Below are 21,469 nucleotides of genomic sequence, written 5' to 3' on the forward strand. Positions count from 1 at the left end.
GCATTGGGTCTTACGGTGCCGTCATGGCAATCGGAATCCAGGTCACGATGGACGCGGCGGACCCCGGCAAGCTGGCGGCTTTCTGGGCGGAGGCACTCGGTTACGTGGTGCAGCCGCCGCCTCCCGGGTTCGACTCGTGGGAGGACTTCGCGGTCAGGAACAACATTCCCTTCGAATCCATCAACGACTTCTCGGCGATCATCGACCCCGAGGGCGGCGGCCCGCGGTTCTTCTTCCAGCGCGTGCCCGAGGGCAAGACAGCGAAGAACCGCCTCCACCTCGACGTGAACGCCGGGCTGGAGGCGGTGGAGAGGCTCGTGTCCCTCGGGGCCACCAAGGTCCAGGAGTTCGAGGACCCCAAGGGACATTGGGTCGTGATGCTCGACCCCGAGGGAAACGAGTTCTGCGTGCAGTAGGAAGCGCGGCGACCGCCACACGTCGCCGTCTCCTCCGGCGCCGCGTGGCGGTCACCGCGCTAGCTAGCTCGTGATGTCCTTCGTCTTGAACTGGCGTGCGGCGAGCAGCGTGAAGATGCCGCCGTAGACGAGTGCGGAGAACGTCCCGCGGGTCATCTCCGACCAGTCGATGTCGGTCGACAGCAGGTCGGCCCACGCCATCGCGTAGTGCGTCGGCAGGTAGTTGCGCAGGTCCCCGAGCGGCTCGATCTGGTCGAGGATCTGCGACAGGATCGAGACGAGCACCGTGCCGCCGACCGCGCCGAGAGGCGCGTCGGTGGACACGGACAGGAACATCGCGAGGCCCGCGACCCAGAACAGGTTGATCGAGATGTAGACGACGGCGAGCGCCATGGCCAGGACGCCGTCACCGAACGGGGCGGCCTCGCCGGTCGGGCTCACCACCTCGCCCGTGCCGTACCAGATCACGCCGACGCCCAGTGCCACCGCGGGGAGCAGGGTGAGGGCGAAGACGCTGAGGATGCCGCTGCTGATCGCCTTCTGGCGCAGCAGGCGGTGCCTCGGGATCGGTGCGGCGAGCAGGTACTTGAGGCTCGACCACGACGCTTCGGACGCGATCGTGTCGCCGAAGAACAGCGCCACGATCATCGGCAGCAGGAAGCTGCTGCTCACGAACAGCGTGAGCACCACGAAGTTGATGCCGCTCGCGGTCGCGAGGTCCACGAAGCCGCCGGAGCGGCGGTTCGGGTCGGACTGACCGATCTCGAAGCTCAGGGCCAGGATGAACGGCAGCAGCACCAGGAAGCCCAGCACGAGCTGGGTCCTGCGGCGGCGCAGCTGCCGTTGCAGCTCCACGTGGATGCGGAGCGTGCGGCGCGCCTTGTACCCGACCGACGAGCCGTCCGGAGCCACCTCGGTGTGCTGCTGGGCGGCCGCGTCGGTGAGGTCGGTGAGCGCGCCGGGATCGGTGTGGACGCCGTTCTCGCTCATCGGTCCACCTCCTGACGGATCGGGGCCTTCGTGCGGTTCGGGTTCGCGGTGAGGACCGTGCGCACCAGGGGCATGGGTTCGGCGGGACCGGAATTGTCGGTGTCGCCTGGGATAATTGAGTCAAGGGGACCCCCTTCGCCGGCGAGCAGCGTGCGCTCGCTCGACGAGGGGACCTCTGCTTCGGCGTGGGTCTCCGCGGTCGCGGAGGCGGCTGCCATCAGGAAGTCATTCACCGACCAGCTCCAGGAACGCGTCTTCCAGCCTGCGTCGCGGGCCCGCCTGGTCCACCGCCACACCAGCCGCCACGAGGGCGGTGAGCGCGGCGGCGCGCGGGACGCCGTTCATCGACGCGTGCACGGCGCCCTCGTCCTCGTGCACGTCGTGCACGCCTTCGAGGCCCCGCAGGACATCGGCTGCCTTCGAGGGGGAGTCGACGCGGAACGTCGCCTCGCCGCCTCCCGCCGCGATGTCGGACACCTCGCCTGCCGCGACGAGCTGACCCTTGTGCATCACGACCACGTGCGAACAGGTCTGCTCGACCTCGGCCAGCAGGTGCGACGACACGACGACCGTGCGGCCGGCCGCGGCGTAGCGGCGCAGGACCTCGCGCATCTGGTGGATCTGGGGCGGGTCGAGACCGTTGGCCGGCTCGTCCAGGATCAGCAGGTCCGGGAGACCGAGCATCGCCTGCGCGATCGCGAGGCGCTGCCGCATGCCCTGGCTGTACGTGCGCACGCGGCGGTTGACCGCCTTGCCGAGGCCCGCGATCTCCAGCGCCTCGTCGAAGTGCGCCTCCTCGACCGGCCTGCCCGTCGCCGCCCAGTACAGGCGCAGGTTCGCGGCGCCGGAGAGGTGCGGCAGGAAGCCGGAGCCCTCGACGAACGAGCCGATGCGCGACAGCACGGGCGCGCCAGGCGTGATCTTGTGGCCGAAGACCCGGATCTGGCCCTCGGACGGGTGGATCAGGCCCATCACCATGCGCAGCGTCGTGGTCTTGCCGGCGCCGTTGGGCCCCAGCAGACCGAGGACCATGCCGTGCTCCACGCGGAACGACAGGTCCGTCACGGCCTTCACGCCACCGGGGTAGGCCTTCGTGAGGTTCGAGATGACCAGCGGCACGTCCGCGAGGTCGGGGTCGGAGTCCTGCGCCATGCGGCGGCGGAACATCGCGACGACACCCGAACCGATCAGCACCAGCAGCGCGATCACGATGCCCCACAGGGCACCCGTCGGGAAGCCCTCGGAGACGTTGCGACCGGGCACCACGGGCACCGAGATCTCGTCGGAGGCCAGCGAGATCCGGTACGCGGCGGGCTGTTCGGCGTTCGCGAACGCCTGGTCCGTCGTGGACACCACGAGGGCCAGCTTGTGCTCGCTCTCGACGGGGCGGACGGCGCCCGGCAGCGTCACGGTCACCTCGGCGGCGGAGCCGTCCGGCGGCAGCGCCACGCGCAGCGGCGCGACGATCGAGCCCGGCAGCGTGCGCGTGCCGTCCGCGGAGACGTCGTAGAGCTTCGCGAACAGGATCGCCTCACCGGAGGACTGGTCGCCGCGCGCCACCTTCAGCCGCACCGTCGACGACCCGGTGAGCAGCACCTGCGAGGTCAGTTCCTCGGAGGTGAACACCGCGGCCTGGCCCGGCATGTCGAGCGAGAGCCGCGATGAGATCGCCGACGACCGCGACAGCGCCGAACCGAGGCCCGGCAGGTTGCTGATCGACGCCGGGTTGCCGCCCGCCGGGTTCACCACGACCTGCTCGCGCCCGCTCAGCTTCAGCGTCCTGCGCTCGGTGGTGGAGCCGGGGGCGAGGCCGGGGTACGACGGCGCGACGACCGTGCGCAGCGACGGCTGGCCGGACGAGCGGAACGCGCCCTGCACCGTGTACTCGAAGCCGGTGCCGGGGTCGGTTCCCCTGCCGCGCAGGTGGAAGTCCATCCAGTCGGCGATCTCGCCGCGCAGCGCGGTGCCGGGGTTGCCGCCGTCGTGGCCGCCCGCGTACCAGACCATCTTGACCTGCCCGCCGGCCGCCGCGATCTGGCGCGCCGTGGCATCGGACTGGTCGAGGCCGAACAGGGTGTCCTGCTCGCCCTGCACCAGCATCGTCGGCTGCTTGATCTGGTCGGTCACGGCGACCGGGGACGACTTGCGCAGCAGGTCGAGCGTCTGCTGCGAGGCGGTGCCCGTCGTGGCGACCTCGGTGTAGGCGGCGCAGACCTCGGGGGTGAAGCGGCCGCACGCGCCCAGTGACGGCGTGGGCGGTTGCATGCCCTGCGCGCCCGAGTTCCCACCCGGCTGCTGCTGCGGCACGGTGGCCTGCTGGTTCGACTCCCGCTGGCCCTGCTCCGGCGCCTCACCCGTCGGCGAGGAGAGGTCGATCGACGTCATGCCCGCGGAGAAGAAGATGCCCGCCCACGAACGCTTGAAGACGCCGTTCTCGGCGAACGCCGTGGCGGACGGGGTGGCGTCCGTGCGCGGGGTCGCCAGCGCCGAGTTCGGCAGCAGCGACTGCGCGAGGTCGTTGTACGTGATGACCGGGACGATCGTGTCGACGCGCTTGTCGACGCCCGCGAGCAGCAGTGACAACGCACCGCCGTACGACGCTCCTGTCACCCCCACGCGCGGGTCGCCGCCGCTGTCCTTCTCGACCTCGTCACGTGTGCCGAGGAAGTCGAGGAGCTTCTGCGCGTCGCGGACCTCGCGGTCGACGGAGTTCAGCGCGATCTGGCCCGTGCTGCGGCCGAAACCGCGCGCGGACCACGTCAGCACGACGAAGCCGCGCCGGGCGAACTCCTCGGCCTGCGTGTGCACGCTGCGCAGACTGCCGCCGAAACCGTGCGGGAGCATGATCGCGGGCGCGGGCGTCTGCTGGGGCAGGTAGAGGCGGGTCTCGATCGTCACCGTCTGAGCGCTGTCAGGGCTCTCGGGCGCGTCGATGTTCGCTTCTTTGAAGGAAACGGCTACGGGGTCGTCTCCGGATCGAGTGAAGTACACGCCGCCTGCGACGAGGGCGAGTACCACGATCAATGCGGGGATCGTCCACCTGCCGCGAAGGCGGGAGAGGCGGGACACGGTGATGACGATATGCGAGTTTTGCTGAGAACGGCCTGTCGGGATCCGGCGGCGGTCTCAGCATGAGTGGATCTTCAGCGCGCCTTCAGGTAGGGCCTGTTCCGATCCGAACGACACGCTGCGTATTCCCGTTGCACCTGGTTGCGTGGGTCTGCTCACCCTGTGTGGCGCCGATGGTGCCCTGTGGAGCACAATAATCACGCAGCATGGAGGGGAGTACTCCCTAAGCGGCGGTGTCGTCAGTACGGAGCTCGGCGTGGAGCTCCCGGTGCCGTCGGTCGTTCGAGAGATCATCTCGGCGGCGGAGGAGACCTCCGGGTGAATTTGGCGTGCGCTGAGAATCCCGGAGGTTGGGTTGTGAACGTCCCCGCATGGTTGTGGTTCGCGACGATCGGTGGTCTGCTCGTCCTGCTCGCTGTGGACCTCGTGATCGTCGATCGAAAACCCCATGAGGTGACGATCGGTGAAGCCGCCCGCTGGGTGGTCTTCTACGTCGCGGTGGCGGCGCTCTTCGGTCTCGGCATCTGGTACTTCTCCGGTGGTCAGTACGCCACGGAGTTCTTCGCCGGGTACATCACCGAGTACTCGCTCAGCGTGGACAACCTGTTCATCTTCTTGATCATCATGACGACCTTCAAGGTGCCCGCGATCCACCAGCACAAGGTGCTGCTGGTCGGCATCCTGCTGGCCCTGGTCATGCGCGGCATCTTCATCGCGGCCGGCGCGGCGCTCATCAGCCAGTTCAGCTGGGTCTTCTTCATCTTCGGCGCGTTCCTCATCTACACCGGCTGGCAGCTGGCGCGGGAGAACCACGACGAGGAAGAGGAGTACAAGGAGAACCTGATGCTGCGCATGGTGCGCAAGGTTTTCCCGGTGACCAACGACTTCCACGGCTCCAAGTCGTTCATCAAGATCGACGGCAAGCGCTTCGTGACCCCGATGTTCATCGTGATGGTCGCGATCGGCTCCACCGACCTGCTCTTCGCGCTCGACTCGATCCCCGCGATCTTCGGCCTCACCAAGGAGCCGTTCCTGGTGTTCACGGCCAACGCGTTCGCGCTGATGGGGCTGCGCCAGCTGTACTTCCTGCTCGGCGGCCTGCTCGCGAAGCTCGTCTACCTGTCGATCGGCCTGTCGGTCATCCTCGGCTTCATCGGCGTCAAGCTGATCCTCGAGGCGCTGCACACCAACAACCTGCCGTTCCTCAACGGCGGCGAGCCGTTCCACGTGCCGACCATCGGCATCGAGGTCTCGCTGTCGGTGATCATCGGCGTGCTGGCGATCACGACCATCGCGAGCCTGTGGAAGGTGCGGCGCGACCCCGACGCCGCCAAGCACGTCGGGGCCGACGCCCACCACTAGTCACAACTGGGAGACGCCGTTCTGGTAGACGGCGCGGACGGCCTGCTTCAGCGTTCCGGCCTTCACGTGCTGTTCGGCGTCACCCTCCACGAGAACGAGATCGGCGAGCTTGCCCGGGGCGAGCTCGCCGAGTTCGTCTCCGAGGCGCAGGAGCTCGGCGGCGGACGTGGTGGTCGCGTGCAGCGCCTCGGCCGGGGACATGCCGTACTCGACCATCAGGCTCAGCTCGTTCAGGTTGTCACCGTGCGGGCCGACGCCCGAGTCGGTGCCCATCGCGATCTTCACGCCCGCCTGGTGCGCCTTCTGGAACGACTGGAAGTGCTGCGTGACCACGGCGTTCGCCTTCTCGAGGATGACGTCCGAGATCGCCATGCCGGCCGCGGCCTGGTCGAGCACCATGCGCGGGGCCATCAGCGTCGGCACGAGCCACGTGCCGTTCTTGAGCATCTCCTCGACGCCCTCGTCGGTGAGGAAGACGCCGTGCTCGATGGACCGCACGCCGTTGCGCACGGCCGTGAGGATGCCGTCGCCGCTCATCGCGTGGGACATCACGGCGATGCCCGCGGCGTTGGCCTCCTGCACGATCATCGCGATCTCCTCGTCGCGGAAGTGCGCGTGCCGGGGGTTGCTGCGCGGCGACATCACGCCACCGCTGGACGCGATCTTGATGATGTCGGCGCCGTGGCGGACCAGCGTGCGGATGACCTTGCGCAGCTCCTCGGGCCCGTCGGCCACGGTGTCGGGCAGGCCGGGGTGCAGCGGCGGGGACACGTGCGCGCCGCACTGCATCCAGTCGTCGTTGTGGCCGCCGGTCTGCGAGACCATGTTGATCGCGATCTGCATGCGCGGGCCCTGGACGAGGCCGCGCCGCACCGCCTCCGCGACACCGAGGTCGGCGCCGAGCGCGTCGCGCACCGTGGTGATGCCGCACTGCAGCGTCGCCTTCATGTTGCCGATCGCCTCGTAGAACGGCAGCGAGAACGGCGTGTTCAGCGACCGCACCAGGTCGGCGCCGCTGAACATGAAGTGCACGTGGCAGTCGAAGAGGCCCGGCAGGATCGTGTGGCCGGTCGCGTCGACCGCGGTGTCGCCGTCCAGTCCGATGCCCACGTCGACGATGCGGTCGCCCTCCACGACCACGTCGCCGGGTTCGGTCGTGCGGCCGGTGAAGACCCGGCCCCCAGAGAACACGATGCGCGTCATACGCGGGAATCTATGCCGCGAGTCAATTTTTGTGATCGGTCAACAAATAACTCTGAGCCTTGCTAACAAGTTCTGTTAACGTCCTGGCGGTGCGCCCTGAAGACCTGCAGCTGCTCACCACGCCCGGCACCGTCGCCGTGTCCGGAGACCTGGTGCTGGTCAGCATCACCACGCCCGACCTCGACAAGAACACGTACCGGGGCGGTCTGCACCGGGTGTTCCCGGACGGCACGACCACACCGTGGACGCACGGTGATCGCGACAACGCGCAGCGCATTTCTCCCGACGGCACACTGGTCGCGTTCCTGCGCGTCAGCGGGAAGTCGAAGCCGCAGCTCTACGTCGTTCCCGTGGACGGCGGCGAGCCCCGCAAGCTGACCGACCTGCCGCTGGGCGCCGGTGCCCCGGTGTGGTCGCCCGACTCGTCGCGCATCGCGTTCGTCGCCCGCGTGCCCGAGGAGGGCCGTTACGGCACGACCGACGACGGTCCGGAGGCCGAGGCGCCGCGCCGCATCACCCGCCTCGACTACCGCGTGGACGACGTCGGCTTCCTGCTCGACCGCCGCCCGCGCGTGCACGTCGTGAACCTGGAGGGCTCGGTCACGGCGGTGACCGACGGCTCGTACGACGTCTCCGACCCGGCCTGGCTCGACGACTCGACGCTGGTGTTCGTCGCGCCGCGCGACCTCGGCGCCGTCGAGACGCTGCACTCCGACCTCTACACCGTGCCCGCCACGGGCGGCTCCGCCTCGCTGCTGGTGCAGGCCGCAGGCGAGGCGTCGATGCCGTTCGTCGCCAACGGCTCGTTGTTCTGGCTGGGCACCGAGTTCACCGGCATCGACGCCGTGGCGCGCAACCAGGGCCTGTGGAATGCCTCTGTGGACGGTTCGGGCGCCGTTCGGCTGACCGACGTCGAAACCGTTGACGTGGAACGACTTTCCGGCCAGCCCGTGGCCGACGCCGACGGTGTGCTGCTCGTCGTGCGCAACCGCGGCGCGCTGGAGCTGCGGCGGATCCCGTTCGACGGCGGCCAGGGCGAGGTGCTGGCGGGTTCCTCCGCCGCGGTCCGGTCCTTCGCGACCGACGGGTCCACTGTGGTCGCCGTCGTGTCCACTCCGGACAGTCCGGGTCAGGTCGAATTCGTCGGAACCGGTGTCCGCACGGCGTTTTCGTCGGTCCCGGCGCGTCAGGTCGTGGAGCTCTCCGGCTCCGCCTCCGACGGCTACCCGGTGCACGGCTGGCTCGTGCTGCCCGAGGGCGAGGGCCCGCACCCCGTCGTCATGGCCGTGCACGGCGGCCCGTTCATGTACCACAGCTGGGGTTTCTTCGACGAGGCCCAGGTCTACGCCACCGCCGGGTACGCCGTCGTGCTGCCGAACCCGCGCGGCTCGGCGGGCTACGGCCAGGCCCACGGCCAGGCGGTGATCGGCAAGTTCGGCTCGGTCGACGTGGACGACGTGCTGTCGTTGCTCGACGTCGCACTGGAGCGCGACGACCTCGACTCCGAACGCGTCGGCGTGATGGGCGGCTCCTACGGCGGCTTCATGACCTCGTGGCTCTCGGCGCACCACGGTGAACGCTTCCGCGCCGCCTGGTCCGAACGCGCCGTCAACGCCTGGGACTCGTTCGGCGGCTCGTCCGACATCGGCTACTTCTTCGCCGACGCCTACTGCGGCACCGACCCCGAGGCCCAGCGCGCGATGTCGCCGCTGACCTACGCCGAGAAGATCAACATCCCGTTCGCCGTCGTGCACTCCGAGCACGACTGGCGCTGCCCGCTGGAGCAGGCACAGCGCATGTTCGTGGCGCTGAAGCGGCGCGGGGTGGAGACGGAGATGCTGCTCTTCCCGGGCGAGGGGCACGAGCTGACCCGGACGGGGCAGCCGCGGCACCGGCGGCAGCGGTTCGACGCCGTGCTGGAGTGGTGGAGCCGCTACCTCAAGGCCTGACCCGAGGTGGGGCTGCTCCGGTCTCGTGCCGGAGCAGCCCCACCCGGTCGACCTGTCAGTGCGCTGCGAAGGCCTGGAACCGGGCCAGCAGTTGCCGCGCGGGCGCGGACTCCGCGTCGAACGCCACGAGGTCCTGCCGCTCTCCCGCCTCCCGCACGCCGACCCAGAAGCACCCGAAGCAGAACTCGAGATCGAACAGCACCTCGCCGTCCGCCCCGTGCGCCCAGATCGCGTAGGCGGGGTTGAAGCACCGCATGGGTTCGCCGGCGGGCAGGCTCGCGACCAGTGCCAGCACCGGCGCGACCTCGGCGCCCTCCCACGACCCGAGCAGGTCGCCCTGGATCGTCCACGCCTCCAGCCGGTGCGCCTGAGCGGCGTTCGACGGTATCCGCGTGTTCATGGCTTCGCGCGGCTCCACAGCCATCACCCCAGCAGCGTGTAGTTGAGCTCCTCGCACACGCGCGCCAAAGGCAGATCCAGACCCGGATGGTCCAATGGCAGCAGCACGTCCGGGGCGGCCGGCAGCCCCGACGCCCCCGGCGGGTCCCACAGGCAGATGGCCGGGTCGCCCGAGTCCATCGACGACCGGTACCAAAGGCCGTCCAGCTCCGGATATGCCGCCCGGATCGCCCGCGACCACGCCTGCGTCACCAGCTTCGGCCCGGTCGAGATCTCCTGCGACGCCCCGACCCGCGTCGGCCACAGCCCGCCCAGGTCCAGCAGCCGCAGCGTGCGCCGGGGCCGGAGCACCACCAGGAACGGCGAGCGGGTGCGCCGGTCCACGATCGAGGTGGCCTGGAAGACCTCGGCGATCGACGTGCGGACGGAGAGGCCGAAGTACAGGACGCCGTTCTCGTGGTCCTGGACCGGGCTGCCGTCGTCCGCCGGCTGCTGTGCGTCGAAGCGGGCGTGGGGCAGGGGGCCCGTGTAGCGGAACGTGTTCCAGCGCTGGGGGTGGGAGCCCTTCGCCGTGAACACGCGCACCAGGCGGGTGGCCCGGTGCACCGCGACGACGTCCTCGGTGCGGCGCAGGTGTGCTTGGAGCACGGCAGGGGCAGGCGGCTGTGGAAGCCGTGACATTCGGGTCCTGTCGGGTGTTCGGGAACGCGCTCAGGCCGGTGTGCCGAGTGCGGAGGCCAGGGTGGCGACGCGGCGGGGGTCTCCTCCTGCGAGGAGCCAGTCGCGCGGGGTCGCGGGCTTGCCGTCTACGGGCAGGTCCTCCTGGTCGGTGGTCATGAACGCGGCGACGACGAGTGCCGGTTGGTCCGGCGGGATCTCCGCCAGGACGGTTTCGAGGCCCGGCAGGACGCCGGTGCCCGCGAACTGCCACGCGGGCAGGCGCCAGCTGCCCCTGTCCTTCCAGCCGACGAGCCTGCCCACGCCGAGGCGGTGCCGGATGCGGCTGGTGTCGACCTGGAGCTGGCGCGCGGCCTCGTTCACGGTCAGGGCCGAGTCCCGCAGGACCGCGTGCGCCACGACGGTGCGGGTGCGGGCACGCGCGTCGGCCGGGCCAGCCGGGGAGAGGTCGAGGCCCACGTCGGTGAGTGCCGCCTGCTGCTCCGGCGTGAAGTAGGTGGCCGGTTCCGGGTGCGGTGGGGCGAGCCTGCGTGCCGCGTCGGACACGAGGGCCAGGAACTCGTCGGGGCTCACCTGCAGGCCGGCCTTGGCCAGCACCGTCTCCAGCGCGGGGCTCATGCGCACAGAATATCCCGTGCGTGCGCATTTGTGCGCCCTACGAACGGCTCAAGCTGGAACGGTCGACGTTGCGCGGTCACGCCGCGACGCTACGTGAGATTTCCCGGTCCGGACCGGTGACGTGGGCCTCATCTGGCACATCGATACCATTCCCGGATGCAGCTCGACCGCACCGCCAAGCGGGTCGTGGTGGCGTGGGCCGCCGTCATGGTGGCCACGCTCGCCTACGTCATGTACCGCCCGCAGGAGTTCTCGCTCGACCTGCGCGTCTACCGCAACGGCGGGGTGGCGTTCCTCAAGGACCTCCCCCTCTACGTCGACGGCTTCGCGAACCCGCTGGGCGGGCCCGACCTGCCCTTCACCTACCCGCCGATCGCCGCCGTGCTGTTCAGCCTGCTGGCGCTCGTGCCGCTCGGGGTCGCGATCTTCGTGGTGGCGGCTGCGAACCTCGCGGCCCTCACCGCGTTGTGCCTGATCGCGGCGAGTCGCGTGGTCGGCTGGGGGCCGAAGGCCGTGGCGTGGGGACTGGGCGCGGCGGCGGTGTCGTCGATCTTCGACCCGTTGCGCGAGACGTTGTGGTTCGGGCAGATCAACCTGCTGCTGGGCCTGTTGGTGATGGCCGACTGCCTGCTGGAACGCACCCGCTGGTGGCCTCGGGGCGCGCTGATCGGGCTGGCGGCCGCCATCAAGCTCACGCCGGCGTTCTTCGCCTTGTTCTTCGTGGCGCGGCGGCAGTGGAAGCCCGTGTTCGTGTCCATCGGCTCGTTCTTCGCCTTCGGGCTGTTGGGGGCCCTCATCTCGTTCGGCGACGCGAAGGAGTACTGGACGCACGCGCTGCTGGATCCGGGCCGCGTCGGGCGCCTCACCTACACCGCGAACCAGTCCCTGCGCGGTGTGCTGGCGCGGTTCGGCCTGGAGAACGGTGCGCAGGTCGGCGTGTGGCTCGTGCTGTCGCTTCTCGTCGTGGCGTTGGTGTGGTGGTTGGCGTCGCAGCTCGGAGACGTCGAGGCGTTCTTCGTCGTGGCGATCGGCGGTCTGCTGATCTCGCCGGTGTCGTGGGGGCACCACTGGGTCTGGATCGCGCCCGCGCTCGTGTTGCTCGCACGACCGGCCCTGCGCCGCCAGTGGGCATCGTGGGCGATCATCGCCGTCTTCGCGGCCGGGCCGCACTGGTGGTTCCCCAATGACAACGACGTCGAGCGCGACTGGGCGTGGTGGCAGCAGGTGATCGGCAACCTCTACGTGTTCGTCGGGGTCGCCGTGCTGGTCACGCTCGCTGTGCGTGTCGTGCGCGCCCGCCGGCGAGCCGCTTCAACCGCAGGCTGAACAGCACCAGCACCACGCCCCACAGGATCGCGAACACGCCGATGGTGATCACGAACGCCATGGCGCCCGCGGCCGGGTTCGCGATCAGGATGATGCCGAGCAGCACCGTCAGCGCGCCGGTGACGACGTAGAACCACTCGTTCGTCATCACCTTGCGCAGGCGGATGGCGTCGATTATCTGCAGCACGCCCGTGACGAGCGCCCACGCGGCGATGAGCAGCAACAGCGCGTTCGCCGTGATGCCCGGCAGGAACAACGCGATCAAACCCGTGACCAGGCCGAGCACGCCGATCAGCCCGAGTGCCCAGCGCGCGGGCCACTCCTTGTGGGTGAGGGTCAGGTACAGCGTCATCACGCCGTCGAAGAACGCGTAGGCGCCCCAGAGGATGATCAACGCCAGCAGTGTGAGACCCGGCCAGACCAGGGCGGCCAGGCCGAACAGGACAGCGAACACCCCGCGCACCGTGAAGAGCCACCACCGTTGCATGACGAGGATCGTCTCGGCTGTCGCGGGGCTCGGCAACCTGAGACCCTCGTTCGGTGCTGATCCGAGTGGCTGACTGGGAACGGATCCGGTCCGGCGAGGTCACGCTGCAGTTCCGGCGGTGGAAGCGGCCGACCGTGCGGGCCGGCGGGACGTTGCGGACGTCGCTGGGCGTCCTCGCGATCGACGCCGTGGACGTGGTGTCCCGCGTGACGCGGGCCGAGGCGGTGGCTGCCGGGTTTCCGACCGTTGCCGCCCTGAAGTCCTCTGTAGACGGACGGGAGGGGGCGCTTCACCGCATCCGCCTGCGTTGTCTGGTTGAGGATCCACGCATCGAGCTGCGTTCGTCGTCCGATGTGGAGGGGCTGGAGCTCTCCGGCGACGCCGTGGCGCTGCTGCGGCTGATCGCCGCGAACCCGGCCGTGCGGGCCACCGAGTCGCTGGAGGTGGGGTACGCCTCTCCCCGCGGGGAGAGGCGTACCTGCGAACCCTCGACCAGGGCTAGGACCTAACCCTGGCCCGTGATGATCGAGACCGCCCGGTCCTGCGTCTGCTCGTTCACCTCGGCGACCTGGAAACCGCGCGCCGCCGCGTGCGCCACCAGCTCGGGCTCCGGCGGGAGGCCGTACTTGCGCAGGTAGTGCGGCACGGCGCCGGCCCAGATCCAGGTGCCGTCGGTGCGGAAGTTGAGCGGCACGTCCTGCTCGCCGCTCTGCGAGAACTCGTCGAGGTCGTAGCTGCGCGCGGCCAGCACGACCGGCGCCGACTCGAGGTAGTTCAGCAGCCCTTCGAGCAGCTGCGGGTCGACCGGCTGGCGGTTCACCACGATGCGGCCGTCGTCGTTCTTGCCGTCGTACACGCGGGCCGTCCGCAGCTCACCGGAGGCCGCCTGCTGGTCCGGCTGGGACGCCGGGACCTGGAACTCCTGCTGCTGCGGCGCCTGCTGGGGCTCCGGCTCGGGCGCGGGCAGCGGCGGCAGGCCGACGCGCTGGCGCCACCAGTCCGGGATCTGCCGGTCCGGGCGCGGGAACGTCTGCAGCTCGTCGCGGAAACCGATGGGCGGCGGCGCGTTGCGCCAGCGGGGCTCGTCCTCGGCGTTGAAGTCCACCGTGAACGCCGCGGGCGCCTCGATCTCGTACGTCGCGCTCAGCCACGTGCCGCGCTCGGGGTGGTACATGCCCCCGCGCAGGTGACCGAACATCTGCACGACGTCCATCGGCGGCCGCACCGGGCGCAGCTGGCCGTCGGGCCCCGCGAACGCCAGGTCGACCTCGATGTGCCGGCCCGCGGCGCGGTACTCGGCACGGATGCGCTGCCAGCCCTGCGGTACGGCCGGCAGCATGGCACGGCCGATCTGCCGCACCAACTGCTGCTGGTCCTGCTCGCTCAGCGGTGTCGCCGGCTGGCTCATGTGGTCCTCGCCCCTCTCCCCGTGAAAGCCCGCTGATCTTATCGGGCCTCCAAGACGCGCGCGGGCCGGTCATGCACCTCGCGCCGTTCACACCACTCCCGGTGGGCGTCCGGCCCGGTGGTTCAGAGCTGCTTCTCGCCCACCCAGGTGCCGTCGACGAGGTGCTGGGGCAGGTAGTCGGACTCGACCGTGAGGTCGACGCCCGCGTCCTTGGCCAGGCAGGCGATGGCGAGGACGCGCCAGGCCACGAACCCCTCGGAGTCGTTCGCGCGTTCGGCGGTCGCGGTCCAGTAGCGCTTGTGCAGTTCGAGGGCCTTGGCGAGCGACTCGTTGAACTTCGCGTCGTCGCGCTGGGTGAGCAGGTAGAACAGCTCCATGGGCGGGTAGAGGACGTGCGCGACCATGTCGGCGCCCGCGATGGTGTCCGCCTCGGGATCGGCGCCCTGCATGGCGCGCAGCAGCGTGTCGACCAGGCCGTCCTCGGACCGCCAGTAGAGCTGCAGCGCCCTGATCCAGTCGTACTGGAACTCGTCGGCCTGGCCACCGGAACCGCGCAGCACGTCGACGGGGATGCTCGCGAGGACGTCGATCCGCGACCGCTCCCGGCAGGTCATGGCGAGCTGCATGGCCCGCTGCCAGTCGCCGGGGTTCGCGGTGGACTTCGGGCCGGTGGCGGGAAGGGTGAAGTCCCGGTCGCCGATCCGGAAGGTGACCTCGCCCTCGGTCCGGGCGGTGAGCGCGAAGATCGCGCCACCGGCCTGCATGGCGAGCGCGACCGTGTCCCACGTGTCGATGCTCGCGGCCGTCGGGTCGGCCACGGTCCGGTAGGCGGCCTCGCGCCGGGTGTTGGTCAGCACGAACGAGAGAACCGTGTGCGGCCGGGCCTCGATCCCGTCGATCCGCTCGTCCAGGGGCTCGGCGTAGTACTTCACCTGCGCCTCGGCCCTCGCGAAGTCGATCTCGTGCCGGGCGATGGTCACCACGCGACTGTTCCTCTCGGCTAGTCGATGTTCAGGTCGAAGTGCTTCTGGCTGTAGCCACCGTACTCGGCCGCCGTGCCGCTGCCGTTGACCTTGGCCTTGACGACGTTGAAGTCGAGCTGCCCCTTGGCCATGGCCTTCTCGAGCCGCTTGGCCAGCTCCTTCTCGATGTCGGTGCCGTTGTCGCGCATGTTGTCGATGACGCTCTGCACGTACTTCGGGTGGCCCTGCTGGTAGTTCTCGCCGTCATACCTGCGCGTGCCGAGGTCGGCGTTGGGACCCTTGGCCTCGACGATGACCAGGCGGGTCTCGCCGGTCTCCTTGTTGTGGACCTCGTAGACCTGGTCGAAGCGGCCGGAGCCGCTCACGTTCGGGTCGTGCACCGGCGTGACGTCGAAGTCCTTCGAGGGGTAGGTGTCGGCCACCGCGTCCGCCGCGGCGTGCTCGCCGAGCTCCTCGCCCACCTTGGTGCGTTCGTCGTGCGCCGCGCGGCGTTCGTCGATGGTCGGCTGGGAGGCGTCCCGGTCGCCGGCGATCTCCCGCTGGTAGTTGCCCTCGGCGGTGCTCGTCCGGTCCAGCGAGGCTTCGCGGCGGGCGATGATGTCCTGCGCCGCCGCCTTCTGCGCCGGGGTCGCGTCGTGCTTGACCTCGGGCATGTCGTCGCGGAACCGTGCGGGCGTGTAGGCGTCGGAGGACGCCTCGAAGTTGCCGGAGCCCTTCGGGTTCTCGACGAGCTTCGGCACGTCGTCGCCGTTGGCGTCGACCTGGTTGGCGTTCTTGCGGCTGTACTCGCCGTTCGAGTGCGGGCCGTCGTAGTACTTGTCGCGGTAGTCCTTGTCCCTGAGCTTCTCCTCCATCAGGGCGGGAGGGTTCCGCGTCTCGATCTCGACCGGCGTGTCGGGGATGTTCCGCTGCGCCATGCGGTCGCGGGCGTCCGACGGGTCGACGTCCTTGTCCTTGTCGTGCGTGCCCGGCGCGAAGCCGTCGTCGCCCGTCTTGGACCGGGTGCCGTCCGGGTGGTGGGTCTCCCACTCGCCGTTCGGCGGGATCTTCGGCTGGCGGGTGCCGTCCGGGAGGATCTCGGGGTCGCTCGTGAAGACGCGGCCGTGGCTGTCGGTCCAGGCCGGCTTGGTCGGAGCGAGCACCGGCGCGTCGAGGTGCCGGGACAGCTGCTGGGCGAAGTCGTTGCTGCCGGCGTCGCACCCGATCAGGCGGACGGGCCTGCTGCCGTCGTAGCCGCCGCGGCGCAGCATGTCGGCGTACTCGGCCGGGGTGTAGTCGTGCCCGCCGATGCGCGCGCGGCCGTCCGGGGTGATGTGGACGTCCGCCGTGAAGTAGCGCGGGTCGTTCGGCACCCGGTGGGGGAGGTCGCCCATGTCCGGGTCGCCGCCGTGGTGCGAGACGCCGGCCGGGGTCTGCTCCGCGTGGCGGGCGTGGGCCTCTTCCGGGGTGGGGCGGTCGGCGGGCGGGGCGTCCGGGTCGTGGCTGTTCGGCGCGTCCGGGTCGCCGTCGTGGGGACGGTCCGGGGTGTGGTCGCGCGGCTTGTCGGCGTCCGGGCCGTGGGGGGCGTCCGGCTTGTGCGGCGCGTCGGCGTCGGGGCGGTGCGGGGGTGCTGCCGTGTCGGTGCCTCGGGAGCGCGGGGCGTCCGGGTTGTTCGGGCTGTGCGGCGAGTTCGGGGAGTTCGGGCTGTGCGGCCGCGAGCCGTCGGGCCGCGAGCCGTCGGGACGGGTGCCGTCCGGGCGGTTCGCGGGGCCGGTGCCGTCCGGACGGGACGGGCCGTCGGGGCGGTGGGGAGCGTCCGGGCGCGAGGGCGCGTTGGGGCCGCTGTGGGGCGCGTTGGGGCTGTGCGGCGTGTTGGGGCCGCCGTGTGGGGTGTTCGGCCCGAAGGGGCCGTTCTGGGGTGCGTTGGGGCTGCGGGGTGCGTCGGGACGTGACGGGGCGTTCGGCGCGTCAGGTCGTGACGCCGGCGTGGTGGTGTTGCCGTGCGGCGCGTCGGGGCGCGCGGGGGCATTCGGGCTGTGCGGCGCGTTGGGGCCCGACGGGCCGGTGGGGCGGGTCGGCGGGGCGTCCGTGCGGGCCTGCGGTGCCGACGGGGAGTGCGGGGCGTTCGGGGAGCCCGCCGAGGGAGCGTGCGGGGTCCCTGCGGACGGGCTGTGGGTGGGCGCCGACGGGCTGTGCGTCGACGGGCTGTGCGCCGGTGCGGACGGTGCCGCACCCGAGGGGGTGGTGGCGCGGCTCGGGGGAGTCGCGTCGGGGCGCGGGGCGCCGGTCGACGGGGAGTGTGGCGCGCCTGCCGACGGTGCGTGCGGCGTGCCGGCCGACGGGGCGTGGGGCATGCCGCCCGACGGTGCGCCGCTCGAGGGCATCGACGGGGACGACGGCGAGTGCGGCATCGACGGCGACGAGGGCATCGACGGCGACGAAGGCATCGACGGGGCCGAGGGCGACGAGGGGCGGGACGGGGCGTCGGCGCGGGCCGCTGAGGTCGACGTGTCCGGGGTGCGCGGGGCCGGAGCTCCTGAGCCCAGGTCGCCCCGGCTGCCCGGGGTGCCGGTCCAGCCCTGGCCGGGACCCACCGGGGGACGGCCTGCCGACGGCGCGGACTGGGGGCTGCCACCCGCGTTCGGGGCGCCGCCCATCGGGCCCGACTGGGACGGGACCTGCGACGAGCCGTCCGGGGTGCGCGGTGCCGCCGGGGCGTGCGGGGCGTCCGGCCGTGCCGGGGCCTCCGGGGGTGCCACCGAGGACTGGACGGTCTGGCCCGTGTTGCGGGGCGCGGGGGCGTCCGGGGTGGACGACGGGGAGGCCGGGGAGTGCGGTGCTCCCGGGCCCGCCGGGGACGAAGGGGACGACGGGGAGCCGTCCGGGGTGCGCGGGGCCGACGGGGCCGAGGCGTTGTCCGGGGTGCGGGACGGGGACGGCGCGTCGGGGGCCGAGCCGTCCGGGGTCCTCGACGGGGCGTCGGGGGTCGACGGGCCGTCCGGCGTGCGCGACGGCGAAGGAGCCGACGGAGCCGAGGGCGGGGCGGCGGACGACGGTGACGAGCTGTCCGGGGCCCGCGAGGGCGCGTCCGGCGTCGAGGGAGACGACGGCGACGACGGTGACGACGGCGAGCTCGGCGAGTTCGACGACGACGGTGAGCTGTCCGGTGTGGACGGCGAACTGTCCGGAGTGGACGGAGAGCCGTCCGGGGAGGACGAGGAAGGCGTGCCGCGGCCGCCCGAGGGCGAGAGGTCCGGGGCGTCGGTGCGGTGGAACAACCCGCCGGGCTTGATGGACTTGGTGGAGATGACGTCGAGCCCGGTCACCTTGCCGACCAGCTTGCCGACGACCTTCATGATCTTGGTGAAGATCTCGACCAGACGGCCGAGCAGCGGCGAGACCTTCTTGATGGTCTTGATGAGCTTCTGGATCAGCTCACCGATGCGCGTGGCCCACTTGGAGATCGCCGTGACGGCCTGCGCCACGATCACCGGCGTGCCGAAGCCGAGCGTGAACACGGCCTCCAGCACCCACGTGATCAGCTTCGCGACGAGGTCGGCGATCAGGTCGCGGACCATCTCGCGCACGAACCCGACGACCATGCCCATCACGCCCACGACGGTGCCCACCGAGCCCGCCGTGGAGGCCGCGCCGGACAACGCGTCCAGCTGCTCGCCGGCCGCCCTGCGGTAGGAGTCCGCCGCGGCGCCCGTCCACTCGCCGGTGCCGTCGACGGCGGTCTTGTAGTCGCCCGCGATCTTGCCGAGCTCCTGCGAGACGTTGTTCCACGTCGTCGAGTACGACTGGATCACCGGCGGGTCGCCCGCCAGCCAGTCGAGCGCCTCCTTGAGCGGCTGCATGTGTTCCATCAGGAACGACGCCGCGGACGACAGGAGGGTGCCGAACGGGTCGATCGCCATCGAGGCCGCGTCGGCCACCAGGCCGACGACGCCGAGGCCGCCCTCGATCCAGCTGCCCTCGGAGATGCCCTTGTAGGCGTCGACGGCCGAGTCGGCGATGGAGAAGCCGGTCGCCCAGCCGTTGTCCCCGGTGCCCGCGTTGAAGAAACCGGACGGTTCGGCAGGGGCCTGCGCCACCAACGGGTTCGGCGACGACATCAGACACCGCCCTTGAGGGTGCGGGTGATCTGGTCCTCGACGTCCTGGTAGTGCTTGGCGGTCTCGGTGACCTTCTTGGCGGTGGCGTCCATCGCCTCCGCCGCGCCCTTCAGCGCGTCCAGGCCCCACTGCTCGACCGGGTCGAGCAGCATCCGGAACGGCTGGCAGATGATCCCGTACGCGTCAGTCGGCATCGACACGGTGTTCGCCGCGTCGACCGCTCCCTGCAGTCGCCCGTGGAGGCCCTCCAAGGCCTTGGCGTGCGCTTCCAGCACGTCGGAAGTGACGTGGAAACCACCGGAAGTCATCGAACCCCCTCAAGTTCGAGCAACGGACAGGAAGATCAGGTGAGGACGGACTCCCCGCCGAAGTCGTCGTCGTCATCCCTGGGTGGACGGCGGCGCGGCGGCGGAGGCGGCGAGGTGGGGCGGGGCGGAGGAGGCGGCGCGTCGTCCTCCACCCGGAAGTTGATCTCGTTGCGGTCGTACGGCGTGCGCGCCGGCTCCTCCGCGGGAGGCGCCGGGAAGTTCTTCTTGGCCTCGTTGAACAGCACGTTGGCCGTCTCGTCCTGCGTGCCGATGGTCTCGGCCATGGCCGACTGCAGCAGCTCCGGGATGCGCGACTGCGCGCGTTGCAGCAGCTTCATGATCTCGGCGCTGACCTCGGACATGCGCTTGCCGGAGGCGGACTCGTTGATCACGAGGTTCTGCAGGATCCCGTTGGACCCGACCAGGATCTCGATCGAGCCGTCCTGCGACCGCTCGGAGATCGTCATCCCCTGCACGCGCGTCGCCATCTCCTGGTAGCGGGCGGCGCGTTCCTGGATGTTCTGGTTCCAGTTCGCGAGCATCTGCTCGGACCCGGCGATGTCCTCGGGCACCGGTGGTTCCCTCCTGAAGCTGCGGCGGACTCAAAGGATGACGCAGCCGGATCCGATCTCGTTCCACCCCGAGGTCAAATCGGCCGAAAAGACGAACGGCGTCCCGCTGAACGAACCAGCGGGACGCGGTGTCACTCTCTGGGAACAAGTACGTCCACGGGGCGGGTCGACGAAAACGCGTCGACCCGCCCCGTGGACGCGACCGGCTAGTTCACGCCCAGCAGGTCGACGACGAAGATCAGCGTCTCGTTGGGCTTGATCACGCCACCGGCGCCGCGCGCGCCGTAGCCCAGGTGCGGCGGGATGACCAGCTTGCGGCGGCCACCGACCTTCATGCCCTGGACGCCCTGGTCCCAGCCCTGGATGACGCGACCGCCACCGAGCGGGAACTGGAAGGCCTCGCCGCGGTCCCAGGACGCGTCGAACTGCTCGCCGGTCGAGTGCGAGACACCGACGTAGTGCACGGACACGAACTGACCGGCCTCGGCCTCCGCACCGTCGCCAACGGTGATGTCCTCGATTACCAGGTCGGCGGGCGCCGGGCCGTCGTGCGGGTCGACCTCAGGCTTCGTGGGGGCCATCACTACTTCCTCTCGAACGGGGGTGTTCGCGCCCGATCCAATCACGCGCGGGCGCGCGCGGCCGAATGGCCTACGCGGACCAGCCCTACCCGGCGCACGCGCACTCATGTCTTTCTTTAATGACCACCGGCCCTGCAGCCGATGGGACACAACAGAAGAAGGAGACGATCATGGCGGCAACCCTGCACCGCCTCCGGTCACTGCTCGGTGCGGCTCTGGCGGCGGCAACGCTGTCCATGGCCTGCGTCAGCGTGGCCGAAGCAGCTCCGGTCCCGACCACCGACGGCGAGTTCGGCACCCAGATCGTCGGTGGCACGCGCGCGAGCACGTCCACCTACCCCTGGGTCGTCTACCTGGCCACGAGCAGCGGTTTCCAGTACTGCGGCGGCACCCTCGTCGCGCCCAACAAGGTCGTCACCGCCGCGCACTGCACCGTGGGCGACTCGGCGTCGGCCGTCCGGGTCGTGGCCGGTCGTGACGACAAGAACTCGACCGCGGGCACCGTCGCCAGGGTCACGAAGATCTGGATCCACCCGAGCTACCGCGACGTGACGCTCGGCTACGACGTCTCGGTGCTCACGCTCGACCGCAACCTGTCGCAGACCCCGCTCCCGTTCGCCACGTCCGCGGACAGCGGGCTCTACGCCGCGGGCACCAGCTCGACGATCCTCGGCTGGGGCACCACGTCCTCGGGTGGTTCGGCGTCGCGCTACCTGCTGCGCGCCACCGTGCCGCTGACCAGCAGCTCCAGCTGCTCGAGCTCGTACGGCAGCGACTTCAACGCGACGCACATGGTGTGCGCCGGTTACCCGCAGGGCGGTACCGACACCTGCCAGGGCGACTCCGGTGGCCCGCTGGTGGCCGGGGGCAAGCTGATCGGCATCACGTCGTGGGGCGAGGGCTGTGCGGCCGCCGGGTACCCCGGTGTCTACTCCCGCGTCTCCACGTACGCGGCGCAGATCCAGGCGCAGCTGTAAGGAAAAGGGCCGGGAAGGGCGGCAACCCTTCCCGGCCCCGCTTACG

The 21,469-nt window shown here is 70.6% G+C and carries 20 protein-coding genes; 6 read left to right on the top strand and 14 right to left on the bottom strand.

The annotated features are described in order from the left end of the window. Nucleotides 1-23 precede the first annotated feature (23 nt). On the top strand, nt 24-416 hold the full coding sequence (locus ND450_RS42330) for a VOC family protein (RefSeq protein ID WP_253323586.1): 393 nt from the start codon (nt 24-26) through the stop codon (nt 414-416). Nucleotides 417-479: 63 nt separating this feature from the next. Here the strand turns inward: ND450_RS42330 and ND450_RS42335 are convergent, their stop codons facing one another. From ND450_RS42335 to ND450_RS42345, 3 genes are read right to left on the bottom strand one after another with little or no spacing between them, the layout of a single operon-like run. Continuing rightward, nucleotides 480-1,406: an ABC transporter permease gene (locus ND450_RS42335; RefSeq protein WP_253323587.1), complete on the bottom strand. Its 927-nt coding sequence runs from the start codon at nt 1,404-1,406 to the stop codon at nt 480-482. Then, complete coding sequence (locus tag ND450_RS42340; protein WP_089923540.1) at nt 1,403-1,639, bottom strand: hypothetical protein; 237 nt, start codon at nt 1,637-1,639, stop codon at nt 1,403-1,405. The genes ND450_RS42335 and ND450_RS42340 overlap by 4 nt, the downstream gene beginning before the upstream one ends. Continuing rightward, entirely contained in the window at nt 1,632-4,475 is a 2,844-nt protein-coding gene (locus tag ND450_RS42345) for an alpha/beta fold hydrolase (RefSeq protein WP_253323588.1), read from the bottom strand. The genes ND450_RS42340 and ND450_RS42345 overlap by 8 nt, the downstream gene beginning before the upstream one ends. Before the next feature lie 357 nt (nt 4,476-4,832). Here ND450_RS42345 and ND450_RS42350 point away from each other — a divergent pair, with 357 nt between their 5' ends. Then, nucleotides 4,833-5,837 (top strand): TerC family protein, encoded by a 1,005-nt coding sequence (locus tag ND450_RS42350; protein WP_253323589.1) that lies wholly within the window; start codon nt 4,833-4,835, stop codon nt 5,835-5,837. Here the strand turns inward: ND450_RS42350 and ND450_RS42355 are convergent, their stop codons facing one another. Continuing rightward, entirely contained in the window at nt 5,838-7,040 is a 1,203-nt protein-coding gene (locus ND450_RS42355) for an amidohydrolase family protein (protein ID WP_253323590.1), read from the bottom strand. 89 nt (nt 7,041-7,129) lie between these two features. Between ND450_RS42355 and ND450_RS42360 the strand changes: the two genes are divergently transcribed. After that, entirely contained in the window at nt 7,130-8,989 is a 1,860-nt protein-coding gene (locus ND450_RS42360; RefSeq protein WP_253323591.1) for a S9 family peptidase, read from the top strand. Between the two features lie 55 nt (nt 8,990-9,044). On the opposite strand, the gene ND450_RS42365 is transcribed toward ND450_RS42360, so the two are convergent. From ND450_RS42365 to ND450_RS42375, 3 genes are read right to left on the bottom strand one after another with little or no spacing between them, the layout of a single operon-like run. Next, complete coding sequence (locus tag ND450_RS42365; RefSeq protein WP_253323592.1) at nt 9,045-9,389, bottom strand: hypothetical protein; 345 nt, start codon at nt 9,387-9,389, stop codon at nt 9,045-9,047. Nucleotides 9,390-9,412: 23 nt separating this feature from the next. After that, nucleotides 9,413-10,069 carry an RES family NAD+ phosphorylase gene (locus ND450_RS42370; RefSeq protein WP_030466547.1) on the bottom strand — a complete coding sequence of 219 codons (657 nt, stop codon included), beginning with the start codon at nt 10,067-10,069 and terminating at the stop codon, nt 9,413-9,415. A 30-nt stretch (nt 10,070-10,099) separates the two neighbouring features. After that, nucleotides 10,100-10,684: a DNA-binding protein gene (locus tag ND450_RS42375; RefSeq protein WP_253323593.1), complete on the bottom strand. Its 585-nt coding sequence runs from the start codon at nt 10,682-10,684 to the stop codon at nt 10,100-10,102. A gap of 156 nt (nt 10,685-10,840) precedes the next feature. Between ND450_RS42375 and ND450_RS42380 the strand changes: the two genes are divergently transcribed. After that, on the top strand, nt 10,841-12,010 hold the full coding sequence (locus ND450_RS42380; RefSeq protein WP_253323594.1) for a glycosyltransferase 87 family protein: 1,170 nt from the start codon (nt 10,841-10,843) through the stop codon (nt 12,008-12,010). Here ND450_RS42380 and ND450_RS42385 read toward each other — a convergent pair. Beyond that, nucleotides 11,952-12,497 (bottom strand): HdeD family acid-resistance protein, encoded by a 546-nt coding sequence (locus tag ND450_RS42385; protein ID WP_253323595.1) that lies wholly within the window; start codon nt 12,495-12,497, stop codon nt 11,952-11,954. The two genes, ND450_RS42380 and ND450_RS42385, sit on opposite strands and share 59 nt — an antisense overlap. 53 nt (nt 12,498-12,550) lie before the next feature. On the opposite strand from ND450_RS42385, the gene ND450_RS42390 reads away from it, so the two are divergent. Continuing rightward, on the top strand, nt 12,551-13,006 hold the full coding sequence (locus ND450_RS42390) for a hypothetical protein (RefSeq protein WP_253323596.1): 456 nt from the start codon (nt 12,551-12,553) through the stop codon (nt 13,004-13,006). Here the strand turns inward: ND450_RS42390 and ND450_RS42395 are convergent. From ND450_RS42395 to ND450_RS42420, 6 genes are all read right to left on the bottom strand, one after another. Further along, nucleotides 13,003-13,905 (bottom strand): hypothetical protein, encoded by a 903-nt coding sequence (locus ND450_RS42395; RefSeq protein WP_253323597.1) that lies wholly within the window; start codon nt 13,903-13,905, stop codon nt 13,003-13,005. The two genes, ND450_RS42390 and ND450_RS42395, sit on opposite strands and share 4 nt — an antisense overlap. A gap of 122 nt (nt 13,906-14,027) precedes the next feature. After that, nucleotides 14,028-14,888, bottom strand: a complete 861-nt coding sequence (locus ND450_RS42400) for an immunity 49 family protein (RefSeq protein WP_253323598.1) — start codon at nt 14,886-14,888, stop codon at nt 14,028-14,030. Between the two features lie 17 nt (nt 14,889-14,905). Beyond that, nucleotides 14,906-18,985: a hypothetical protein gene (locus ND450_RS42405; protein WP_253323599.1), complete on the bottom strand. Its 4,080-nt coding sequence runs from the start codon at nt 18,983-18,985 to the stop codon at nt 14,906-14,908. Then, nucleotides 18,985-19,293 (bottom strand): type VII secretion target, encoded by a 309-nt coding sequence (locus ND450_RS42410; protein WP_253323600.1) that lies wholly within the window; start codon nt 19,291-19,293, stop codon nt 18,985-18,987. The genes ND450_RS42405 and ND450_RS42410 overlap by 1 nt, the downstream gene beginning before the upstream one ends. Before the next feature lie 35 nt (nt 19,294-19,328). After that, entirely contained in the window at nt 19,329-19,865 is a 537-nt protein-coding gene (locus ND450_RS42415; RefSeq protein ID WP_253323601.1) for a YbaB/EbfC family nucleoid-associated protein, read from the bottom strand. Nucleotides 19,866-20,071: 206 nt separating this feature from the next. Next, a complete protein-coding gene (locus ND450_RS42420) occupies nt 20,072-20,446 on the bottom strand; it encodes an FKBP-type peptidyl-prolyl cis-trans isomerase (RefSeq protein WP_089923587.1) in 375 nt (124 codons plus the stop codon). 170 nt (nt 20,447-20,616) lie between these two features. Between ND450_RS42420 and ND450_RS42425 the strand changes: the two genes are divergently transcribed. After that, on the top strand, nt 20,617-21,423 hold the full coding sequence (locus tag ND450_RS42425) for a trypsin-like serine protease (RefSeq protein WP_253323602.1): 807 nt from the start codon (nt 20,617-20,619) through the stop codon (nt 21,421-21,423). Nucleotides 21,424-21,469 lie beyond the last annotated feature (46 nt).

The sequence above is a fragment of the Lentzea sp. HUAS12 genome, from assembly GCF_024125735.1.
In the GTDB taxonomy this organism is placed as follows: Bacteria; Actinomycetota; Actinomycetes; order Mycobacteriales; family Pseudonocardiaceae; genus Lentzea; species Lentzea albida.

Excerpts from the sequence above, each read along its gene's own strand:
- ND450_RS42330 (WP_253323586.1), top strand. The coding sequence starts at position 24 with ATGGCAATCGGAATCCAGGTCACGATGGACGCGGCGGACCCCGGCAAG.
- ND450_RS42335 (WP_253323587.1), bottom strand. The coding sequence starts at position 1,406 with ATGAGCGAGAACGGCGTCCACACCGATCCCGGCGCGCTCACCGACCTC.
- ND450_RS42355 (WP_253323590.1), bottom strand. The coding sequence starts at position 7,040 with ATGACGCGCATCGTGTTCTCTGGGGGCCGGGTCTTCACCGGCCGCACG.
- ND450_RS42365 (WP_253323592.1), bottom strand. The coding sequence starts at position 9,389 with ATGAACACGCGGATACCGTCGAACGCCGCTCAGGCGCACCGGCTGGAG.
- ND450_RS42370 (WP_030466547.1), bottom strand. The coding sequence starts at position 10,069 with ATGTCACGGCTTCCACAGCCGCCTGCCCCTGCCGTGCTCCAAGCACAC.
- ND450_RS42375 (WP_253323593.1), bottom strand. The coding sequence starts at position 10,684 with ATGAGCCCCGCGCTGGAGACGGTGCTGGCCAAGGCCGGCCTGCAGGTG.
- ND450_RS42380 (WP_253323594.1), top strand. The coding sequence starts at position 10,841 with ATGCAGCTCGACCGCACCGCCAAGCGGGTCGTGGTGGCGTGGGCCGCC.
- ND450_RS42385 (WP_253323595.1), bottom strand. The coding sequence starts at position 12,497 with ATGCAACGGTGGTGGCTCTTCACGGTGCGCGGGGTGTTCGCTGTCCTG.
- ND450_RS42395 (WP_253323597.1), bottom strand. The coding sequence starts at position 13,905 with ATGAGCCAGCCGGCGACACCGCTGAGCGAGCAGGACCAGCAGCAGTTG.
- ND450_RS42405 (WP_253323599.1), bottom strand. The coding sequence starts at position 18,985 with ATGTCGTCGCCGAACCCGTTGGTGGCGCAGGCCCCTGCCGAACCGTCC.
- ND450_RS42410 (WP_253323600.1), bottom strand. The coding sequence starts at position 19,293 with ATGACTTCCGGTGGTTTCCACGTCACTTCCGACGTGCTGGAAGCGCAC.
- ND450_RS42420 (WP_089923587.1), bottom strand. The coding sequence starts at position 20,446 with ATGGCCCCCACGAAGCCTGAGGTCGACCCGCACGACGGCCCGGCGCCC.
- ND450_RS42425 (WP_253323602.1), top strand. The coding sequence starts at position 20,617 with ATGGCGGCAACCCTGCACCGCCTCCGGTCACTGCTCGGTGCGGCTCTG.